Annotated in this window: 7 protein-coding genes and 2 pseudogenes; 8 read left to right on the top strand and 1 reads right to left on the bottom strand. The window is 55.6% G+C overall.

Going from position 1 to position 9106, the window contains the following annotated elements:
- Nucleotides 1-342, top strand: a pseudogene (locus tag X742_RS1000000173280) (IS30 family transposase); the annotation flags it as partial.
- A 40-nt stretch (nucleotides 343-382) separates the two neighbouring features.
- On the opposite strand, the pseudogene X742_RS1000000176180 reads toward X742_RS1000000173280, so the two are convergent.
- A pseudogene (locus X742_RS1000000176180) lies at nucleotides 383-544 on the bottom strand (DDE-type integrase/transposase/recombinase); the annotation flags it as partial.
- A 232-nt stretch (nucleotides 545-776) separates the two neighbouring features.
- On the opposite strand from X742_RS1000000176180, the gene X742_RS142655 reads away from it, so the two are divergent.
- The 7 genes from X742_RS142655 (at nucleotide 777) to X742_RS142685 (ending at nucleotide 9020) form a co-directional block, all read left to right on the top strand.
- The gene (locus X742_RS142655) at nucleotides 777-1814 is read left to right on the top strand and encodes a transporter substrate-binding domain-containing protein (protein ID WP_023775013.1); all 1038 of its coding nucleotides are present in this window, start codon (nucleotides 777-779) and stop codon (nucleotides 1812-1814) included.
- A 46-nt stretch (nucleotides 1815-1860) separates the two neighbouring features.
- Nucleotides 1861-3066: an ABC transporter permease subunit gene (locus X742_RS142660; RefSeq protein WP_023775012.1), complete on the top strand. Its 1206-nt coding sequence runs from the start codon at nucleotides 1861-1863 to the stop codon at nucleotides 3064-3066.
- Complete coding sequence (locus X742_RS142665; RefSeq protein ID WP_023775011.1) at nucleotides 3066-4037, top strand: amino acid ABC transporter permease; 972 nt, start codon at nucleotides 3066-3068, stop codon at nucleotides 4035-4037. Before X742_RS142660 ends, X742_RS142665 begins: the two co-directional genes overlap by 1 nt.
- Nucleotides 4037-4816 carry an amino acid ABC transporter ATP-binding protein gene (locus tag X742_RS142670; RefSeq protein WP_023775010.1) on the top strand — a complete coding sequence of 260 codons (780 nt, stop codon included), beginning with the start codon at nucleotides 4037-4039 and terminating at the stop codon, nucleotides 4814-4816. The genes X742_RS142665 and X742_RS142670 overlap by 1 nt, the downstream gene beginning before the upstream one ends.
- Before the next feature lie 194 nt (nucleotides 4817-5010).
- On the top strand, nucleotides 5011-5982 hold the full coding sequence (locus X742_RS142675) for an asparaginase (RefSeq protein WP_023775009.1): 972 nt from the start codon (nucleotides 5011-5013) through the stop codon (nucleotides 5980-5982).
- Between the two features lie 104 nt (nucleotides 5983-6086).
- Nucleotides 6087-7577: a M20/M25/M40 family metallo-hydrolase gene (locus X742_RS142680; RefSeq protein WP_084569674.1), complete on the top strand. Its 1491-nt coding sequence runs from the start codon at nucleotides 6087-6089 to the stop codon at nucleotides 7575-7577.
- Between the two features lie 69 nt (nucleotides 7578-7646).
- Entirely contained in the window at nucleotides 7647-9020 is a 1374-nt protein-coding gene (locus X742_RS142685; protein ID WP_031248589.1) for an amidohydrolase family protein, read from the top strand.
- The last annotated feature ends 86 nt before the right edge of the window (nucleotides 9021-9106 follow it).

Below are 9106 nucleotides of genomic sequence, written 5' to 3'. Positions count from 1 at the left end.
TGCGCTCGCGGGACATGGAGCTGAGGCCGTGCGTGACGCGATTACGCGCACCATCATCACCTTGCCCGAAGAACTACGCCGTTCGCTGACCTGGGATCAGGGAGCCGAAATGGCTCAGCACGATCGTCTCAAAGTCGACGCGGGTGTCCAAGTCTACTTCTGCGATCCACAAAGTCCCTGGCAGCGCGGCACCAATGAGAACACCAACGGGCTGCTGCGTCAGTACTTCCCGAAAGGCACCGACCTGAGCATTCACAGCGCCGACGAGATCGCCGCCGTGGCAGCGGCCCTCAATGCNGTTGGAAAACGCCGGCAGAAGCGCTTGACGAGTTGTTGCCATGAGTGAACACAATCGGTGTTGCGACGATCGCTTGAATCCGCCTTGCACGCCGCGATCACTGTGGTGGATGACGCTGCCCGGCGGAGGCCGCCGCCCCGCAATCGCTTGGTCGAGCGCAGCGATCGCCAACTCAGACTTAAGATGGGTTGCCATTGCCCAGCCGATGACTTTTCGGCTTTAGGCGTCAAGCACGATCGCCAGATACCTGCGTGCCCGATCCGAAGCTGATGCGGATGCAGCGCTGCATCCGCCCCGGATGAGGAGGTCAGGCTTGTCGTTGCACCACTATTCTCAAAAAACGGAAAGATAAATATCTGTTATTGATAAGAAGTGTGGACTTCCAATGGTGCCTGTGACCTCCTTCAGAGGCACTTTGAACTCGCTTTAGAGTTCGAGTTCGAAACCAGGCCCATTAATCAAAACAAGGGGAACTCACATGCGCCTAATCTCCTCTATCGCGTACCTATCCGCCGCACTTGCGCTCGCAAGTGGTGCAGCCGCGCCGGTGCACGCTTCCGTGCTCGACAGCGTGAAGCAGCGCGGCGTGCTCAATTGCGGGACTGACAACACCACTCCGGGATTCGGCTATCTCAATCCCAAGACCTCCAAGATGGAGGGAGTTGATGTGGATCTTTGCCGCGCCACCGCGGCTGCAATTTTTGGTGACCCGGATAAGGTCAACTTCGTGGTCGTCACAGACAAGAGCCGCTTCAATGCCGTTCAGACCGGCCAAGTGGATATCGTCTATGCACATACCTCTGTGTTTGCATCCCGTGCAGCGGCGCTTGCGGTCGACTTTCTTCCGGCGTATTTTTTCGATGGCGGCGGAGTGATGGTGACGGCCGCGTCCGGCGTGAAATCGTTCAACGAACTTTCAGGCGCGGCGGTCTGCACCACCCAAGGGTCCGGCAGCGAGGCCACCATAGCCCAAGAGGTTAAGGCTCGTAACATAACGAACACAAAGATCCTGACGTTTGACAGCAGCGAGAAACTTTTCTCTGCGCTGGCCAGCGGGCGGTGCAATGCCATGTTCACCGATAAATCGGCTCTTGCCGCCTGGCGCGGAAGCTCACAAAAGCCGTCCGACTACGTGATTCTGCCCGAAACCATAGGGGTCGCGCCATTTGCGGGCATCGTCGTTCAGAACGATGCAGAATGGCGAAAGCTGATGGCCTGGACGCTGTATGCATTGTTTCAGGCTGAGGATTGGGGCATCACCACAGCTAACCTGGGCGAGATGCAAAAGTCTGCTGATCCCTCAATTCAGAAGTTCTTAGGCGTAAACGGAGGGTTCGGCGCGGATTTTCACGTTTCGGACAGTTTTGTCTCCGACATGATCAAAGGGGTTGGCAATTACGGGGAGATCTATGATCGGTCTCTGGGGCCGAAAACCCCCCTCTATCTCGAGCGCGACAAATCTCCAAACGCTCTCTTCAAGAATGGGGGTCTCTTGTACTCGATCCTGTGGCTCTGAATGCCGCAGCACGACGCCACGCGTTTTTGCTTAGGGCCGCAATGGGATGAACAACGTTACGCAAATGCGGCTTGAGCCGGTTGCGCCGCCGTCGCGACGGCAGCGCGCCGTTCGCATCCGCCACAAGATGATACACGCCAGCGTCGTCATTGCCGCCATAGCAATCGTTGGACTCGCAGGTGTGGCCATCCAACAAAGCTTGGGAGAGCGCGGGATCTCCTTTAGCTTCGGCTATCTTTGGCGGCCTTCGCAGTTCAACGTCAGTGAGGGATTTGCAACTGCCTGGGACGGGTGGTGGCCCACATTTGCAGAAGCTACCTCCGCATCGACGAACCTGCAGATGCTTACCGTGGGCATATTCAACTCGATCAAGGTAGCGCTACTCGCAATTGTATTCTCCACGGTCATTGGTGTGGTTTTTGGCGTAGCGCGGCTGTCGACGAACTGGCTGATACGACAGGTCGCTTTCATCGCCGTAGAGTTCGTGCGCAATACGCCTCTGCTGATACAGGTGGTCTTCTGGTATTTTGCCGTTTTCCTGCGGCTTCCTGCGGTCACTGGCGTGACAAACGTTGAGAAGTGGCTTGTCTTCGGTCAATCCGGTCTATTTTTGCCGTCGCTTCAGATATCCAATGGGACGGCGGCAGTGTCCTTGGCTCTGGTCGCACTGGCCATTGGATTCATGGTGTTCGCTTGTTTCCCGCGTTTCTCATCTGGCCGTCGTTTCGCGTTGCTTGGTGCAGGGATCTTGGCTGCCGGCACCGGCTACGCGACGGGCTTTCACATGGACGTGGCCTTGCCCGTAATTGGACGCTTCGGGGCTACTGGCGGAATACAGCTGTCGCCGGAGATGTCGGCAATCTTGATCGCCATCACCGTCAACAGCACGGCCTATATTGCCGAAATTGTTCGCGGCGCGATTGAAGGATTGCCCAAGGGTCAATGGGAGGCCGCCGCCGCGGTTGGACTGTCCCGCAGAGATACGATTCGAGATGTGATCCTTCCTCAGGTCTTCCGAATTATTCTGCCGTCCCTTGCGAACCGCTATATCAGCTTGACGAAGGATACGTCCCTGGGGATCGCGATCGGCTTTCCGGATCTTTTTAATGTAAGCGGCACGGTTGCCAATCAAACCGGACACAGCTTAGAGACAGTCTTGATTGTCATGGCGATATATCTTGTTATCAGTTGGATGATTAGCGCTTTCATTAACATCCTGAACAAACGCGTTGGTTTGGATGGAGCACGGTAATGGAGAAATCATTTCGGTGGCTTGGACGTAACCTGTTTGCAAATGCAGTCGACTCGGTTCTGTCAATTGTAGTCCTCGCGCTGGTTGCCTGGTTGATAGCGCGTTTTTCGAAATGGGCTGTCTGGAATGCGCATTGGTTAGGGATTTATGAGAGCCGGCGACTTCTGCTGGTTGGATTGTATCCGCCGGACCAGATATGGCGAGCCTGGTTGACGCTGGGCATTCTTTGCACCGCAATTTGCGCCGTGATGATACCCAAACTGCGCCGCTTCGCCGTTGTCGTATTGCTCACAGCTTGCGCGGCTGCCGTGCTTGTTTTGGCCCCTCCTGGGCTTGATCGCTGGGGTGGTCTACTGCTCAGCCTGATGCTGGCCATCGTTGTCTCGGCTGCGTCCTTGCCGCTTGGTATCCTCCTCGCGTTAGGCCGCTCCAGCCGCAACCCAAGCCTGAGGGCCTGCTGCGCTGGATATATTGAGGTGATGCGGTCGGTTCCGCTAATTCTCGTTGTGTACTGGATCTGGATTACCGTGCCGCTGTTCCTCCCTGAGACCTCGATCTCTTCTCTGCTGCGCGGCATGGTCGGCTACACAGTATTCAATGCAGCGTATGTCGCCGAGTTTGTCCGCAGCGGCCTTCAGGCCGTGTCTCGTGGACAAAGGGAAGCAGCTCAGTCTCTGGGCATGTCGAATTGGACGGTCTCAACCGAGATCGTGTTGCCGCAGGCGATCCGGGTCGTCCAGCCAGCTCTCGTCGGTAATGTGCTCGATGTCTTCAACGGGGCTACGCTTGTGTTCATCATTGGACTGACGGATTTTTTGCGAGCCGGGCAAATGATCCTAGCGGATCCGGCCTCAAGCGGCGCGGTAGATGAAGTATACATTTTTATGTTTGGTATTTACTTCGCGATTGGATCGGCCATTACCTTCGGAGCCCGGCGAATGGAAGCTCGTATGCAGAGGAGTACTCAGTGATGCTCAGGCAATCCAGCGGATCCACACCGATTGTCACATTCGCCAACGTGAACAAATACTACGGTCCATTCCAGGCTCTATCGAACATCAGCCTTTCTGTTACGACTGGCGAGGTCGTCGTGCTCATCGGTGCCAGCGGCTCGGGCAAGTCCACGCTCATCCGGTGTGTCAATGGGCTGGAGACGCATCAAAATGGCTCTTTGACGGTAGATGGGTTCTCGATGCCGACCACAGAGGATCTGTATCTGGGCGGCGCCAAGGCCCTGTCCCAAATCAGGCGTGGCGTCGGAATGGTATTCCAGCAGTTCAACCTATTTCCACACAAGACAGTGCTGGAAAACATTACCCTTGCGCCGATGCGCGTTCGGCGCAAATCTCGCAATGAGGCGCAGGATGTCGGTTTGCGGTTGTTAGAGCGTGTTGGCCTGCAGAGCCAAGCGCACAAGTACCCGGGGCAACTATCCGGCGGTCAACAGCAGCGTGTGGCTATAGCTCGATCCTTGGCGATGGAACCCCACGTCATGCTGTTCGACGAGCCCACATCAGCACTTGATCCCGAGCTAGTGGGAGAGGTGCTTGATGTCATGCGTGAGCTGCGGAACGAGGGTATGACCATGATGATCGTTACCCACGAAATGGCTTTCGCCCGCGAGGTTGCTGACCGGGTGATCTACATGGACCGGGGCGCCATTGTAGAGGTTGGTCAACCGGAACAGATTTTCGATGAACCCAGCAACGACCGCACCCGCACCTTCTTGTCGCGGGTTTTGAAACACTAAGAACCGGCGGTTGCACACAAGGGCAACCTTCTCTGTGCTAGCCGAGGCGACAATCGAATTTTAAGTGCTACCCGCTCTAGGTAGCGGTCCTTGGCCAACAGGTGCGGGCACTTGTACGCAGCTTGAGCTGCAATTCGTACCTGGTCCGATATATGGGATTTTCGGTGCTACAGCGGACGCTGGGGAACAGAAGAATGGAAACCGACAAAAGCAATATCCTCGTCTTGGCTACGGGAGGGTCAATCGCGCAGACTTCTCCTAGTGACCCGACGTTGACCGGTGAGGCGCTGCTAGCAGCCAATCCCGAATTGAGGGAGAAGTTCGGCGTTCTCGTAGAGCAGATTGCTCAGGTGTCTAGTCCTGACATCACAGCGGAACACTGGCTGGAACTGGCGAACCGTATCAACAAAGCGTTCACAGACGAAAAAATCCGCGGGATCGTTGTCATGCACGGGACCGACACACTCGAAGAGACGGGGTTTTTTCTCCATCTCGTTGTAAAAAGTGACAAGCCGGTTGTCGTTGTCGGCGCTATGCGTCGACCCTATGCGCTCGGCGCAGATGGGGCGGCCAACCTTCGCGATGGCGTCGCCCTTGCCGATTGCCCAGAGGCGAAGGGTAGGGGTGTCCTCGTCGTGCTTAATTCTGAAATTCACTCGGCGCGTGATGTCGCCAAGACCACCGTCAATCTGGATGCTTTCAAGTCACCCGGTTGCGGGCCCCTCGGCCAAATGGTGAATGGGCGGCCGATCTTTTACCGGAAATTAGAACGCAGCCATACGCTCTGGAGCGCTTTCCCATCGGATTTGCGTCGCTTGCCTAGCGTTGCGATTGTCTACAGCTACGTCGGCGTGACGCCTGACATACTCCAGGCGGTTGCGGCATCCGGCTATGAAGGCATCGTCTGGGCTGGAACGGGTAGCGGAAGCCTTCCCAAGGCAATCACCCCGGCTGCCAGAGCGGTCGTGAAGAATGGGTTGGCCTTTGTCCGGTCGTCGCGCGTGAACTGCAGCTATATCCGGCGCAACGATGAGGTTGACGACGATGCGCTTGGATTCGTCACCGCAGATTCTCTTAATCCGCAAAAGGCCCGCGTCCTGTTGATGCTTTCCCTGAATCAGACAAACGACCCGGTGAAGATTCAAAGCTTTTTCGACACCCACTAGACCAAAACGTTGCGTGAATGAATTGAAACGGCGCTTCATAGTGCTTGTATGCGAGCTTTGCCAGGTCGCAGGTGCACTTCATCTGCGAGGAAGGTGACAAATATATGTCATTTGGGGAACAGTCTTCCGCTGCGGATCTGCCGGAACCAAAGCGGCTGCTTGTAGAAAGCGTTTTGAGTTACGCGGACAGCAATTTGGACGCAAGTTTAGATCGGATGTTTGAGTTGTTGCGCATACCGTCTGTGTCATGCGATCCGCTTCTTGCCCAGCAGTGCCAAGCGGCGGCGTCGTGGCTAGCAACTGAGTTGGCGGATATTGGATTTGACGCGTCCGTTCGGCCGACAGCCGGCCATCCGGTCGTCATCGCTCACCAAAAACAAGCAACGGGTCCTCACGTCTTATTCTACGGCCACTATGACGTTCAACCAGTTGAGCCGCTTGATAGATGGGAAGCAGATCCTTTTGATCCACAGCTGAAGGTGCAGCCTAATGGCGATACCCAGATCATCGCCCGTGGCGCCTCGGACGACAAAGGCCAGCTTCTAACCTTCGTCGAAGCGTGCCGCGCATGGAAAACCGTTACGGGAGGTCTGCCTGTCAGCGTGTCCATGTTCTTCGAAGGGGAGGAAGAGAGCGGCAGTCCCAGCATGGATGAATTCCTGGATCAGGTCGGTGATGAGCTGCGCGCAGACACCATGCTGCTTTGCGACACCTATCTATGGAATGACGCGATTCCGGCAGTCACCGTCATGTTTCGCGGCCTGCTCGAAGGAGAAATCGAGATCGCCTGTGCCAGTCGCGACTTGCATTCGGGAGCTTACGGTAATGCTGCTCGAAATCCGATCCAAGTCCTCGCCGGATTGATCGCTAGCTTACGAGACGAGAGCGGGGCAGTGGCGATTAAGGGATTTTATGACGACGTCCAAGAACCAGATGAAGACCTCAAGTCCGAGCTAAAAAAACTCGATTTTGACACCGATAGTTTTTTGCAGAACGTCGGCCTTTCACAGTCTGCCGGCGATCAGGCATATTCAGCATTGGAGCAAATTTGGACGCGTCCGTCTTGCGAAATCAATGGCATCGCCGGCGGCTATCATGGCGACGGGTTGAAGACGATCATCCCTTCGAAGGCTGTGGCCAAGATATCCTTCCGGCTGGTCGCGGGCCAGGATCCAGAAAAGATCCAGGCGCATTTCCACGACCATATCCGCGCCAGACTGCCGGCCGACTGTACTATGAAGTTCACCGCATTTGGTGGCAGCAAAGCATCGGCCATCCCCTCGAAAAGCCAATTCCTTCAACGTGCCCGTGCTGCTTTGAGAGATGAATGGAATTGTGAGTCCGTGCTGATTGGCAGCGGAGGATCGATCCCAATCGTGAGTGTCATGCAGAACCGATTTGGTCTCGCTTCTCTGCCGATTGGCTTCGCGCGCTCCGACAATCGTCACCACAGCCCCAACGAAAAGTACGATCTCTCCAGTTTTCACAAGGGGATTCGGACATGGATCAGGGTACTGGCCGAGCTTTCAGGTTGCGAGGGCAATCGGGTCGGAGCGCTAGATGCAAATTCGTGCGCTGCGGATAAACCAGCTTAAGAGACTTCGAACAGCGTGATGCTTCTGCGGCAGGTGAGCTGCCTCCCCAAGAGACGAGCGGAGTGTGAAATGAAGAGCAAAGCGGCTCAAGGTTTGGATCATCTGGGGCCCTTCCTCTCAAAGCAACATCCTGAGTTCCTGAAAATTTTCGAGGCGGTCAATGCGCTGCCGATCGATGACGCACATTGCCATCTGGTCACCGATCGTGAACCCTCCATGACGTCAAGGCGGTTTCTGGAGCGCATGTCCTTGGCGGCTATGGACACTGTGCCCGCATATTTCCCCGCAGGGGTCTACGAGAAATGGCTCAGTGGTGACGAAGCCAGACGGCATGACCTCAACAAGCGGTTCGGGATCCAGGAAAAGATCGACGGGATCGTTGGGGACATTTCTCAAAGCATCTTTGTCAAATTTGTTGTGAAGGAGATGGCACAATTTTTGAGCTGCGCGCCACACATCGAAGCCGTTATAGAAGCCAGGAACGATCGCACCAAAAATTACTGGGGTTACGTCAGCAATCTACTCCAGGACGTCGGGTACGAAAACGTGATGGTGGATACCGGCTATTGTGAAGGCGCATCGGTGGAGGAGATCAACCGATATGACGACGGGATAGGGCCTTGCCGAATGAACAGGCTTGCCCGCATCGAGATGGTCCAAAAAGAGCTGTTTCCTCTGGAAATTCCGTTCGACGAGTATGAGCAGCGCTACATCGCTCGTCTCCTGGAGCTGCTGGACGGCCAAGGAAATTACGGCAAGAAATCCTATGGGATGAAATCCTACCTTCTCCCCTACATCGGACTGATCGAACCTCTTCACGATCGGGAAACTGCTCGGGCATCCTGGGAGGCGCTGAGGCAATCCTATGACAAGATTCCGCAGATGGACCGCCAGTCCGAATACAACCTGTCCAAGAATCTGCGTCGATACAATTTCACGCTTGCTCTTGAAGAATGCCTCAAGCGGGACATTCCCATGCAGATCCATACGGGCGATGGCGAGGCACCATCAGTCATCCTGCGTAACCAGGACCCGTTCTACCTTGAGGAAGTCTGCCGGTTTGATCGCGACGGGGTGATGCGCATGCCAAAGATTATTCCGCTTCACGCGGGCTATCCCTCTGTTGGCAAAGCCGCTTGGCTCAGCCACCTTTATCCGAACTGCTACTTCGAACTCTCGATCATGACACCGTTTGTGCACCAGAATTTGTTTCAACGGTATATGCAAGTGATGGAGGTCGTCCCGCTGTCGAAGATCCTGTACGCCAGCGACGCGTTTCATGTTCCTGAGCTTTATTGGCTGGCCGGCCGCTGGGGTAAGCGCTACCTGGCGAAGGCGCTCACCGAGTATGTCGTCGGCGGAAGCCTAGACGTCGAGGAAGCAATCGAGGGCGCGAGAATGATTCTGTATAAGAACAACAGGTCATTGTACAAACTCGACTAGGCTTCCGAACACCAGCCCGACTACGTCAGAGCGATAGCGGCAGTCGCCATTCCAAAGTCACGGTGGCTTGAGAGACCAGCACCTCA

Origin of the sequence: Mesorhizobium sp. LNHC229A00, from assembly GCF_000502415.1 — a bacterium.
In the GTDB taxonomy this organism is placed as follows: domain Bacteria; phylum Pseudomonadota; class Alphaproteobacteria; order Rhizobiales; family Rhizobiaceae; genus Mesorhizobium.
Note: the sequence above shows the minus strand (reverse complement) of the source record. Positions and strands in the feature narration are given on the sequence as shown.

Bases quoted from the DNA above. Each gene is read 5' to 3' on its own strand.
- X742_RS142655 (WP_023775013.1), top strand. From the start codon at position 777: ATGCGCCTAATCTCCTCTATCGCGTACCTATCCGCCGCACTTGCGCTC.
- X742_RS142660 (WP_023775012.1), top strand. From the start codon at position 1,861: ATGAACAACGTTACGCAAATGCGGCTTGAGCCGGTTGCGCCGCCGTCG.
- X742_RS142665 (WP_023775011.1), top strand. From the start codon at position 3,066: ATGGAGAAATCATTTCGGTGGCTTGGACGTAACCTGTTTGCAAATGCA.
- X742_RS142670 (WP_023775010.1), top strand. From the start codon at position 4,037: ATGCTCAGGCAATCCAGCGGATCCACACCGATTGTCACATTCGCCAAC.
- X742_RS142675 (WP_023775009.1), top strand. From the start codon at position 5,011: ATGGAAACCGACAAAAGCAATATCCTCGTCTTGGCTACGGGAGGGTCA.
- X742_RS142680 (WP_084569674.1), top strand. From the start codon at position 6,087: ATGTCATTTGGGGAACAGTCTTCCGCTGCGGATCTGCCGGAACCAAAG.
- X742_RS142685 (WP_031248589.1), top strand. From the start codon at position 7,647: ATGAAGAGCAAAGCGGCTCAAGGTTTGGATCATCTGGGGCCCTTCCTC.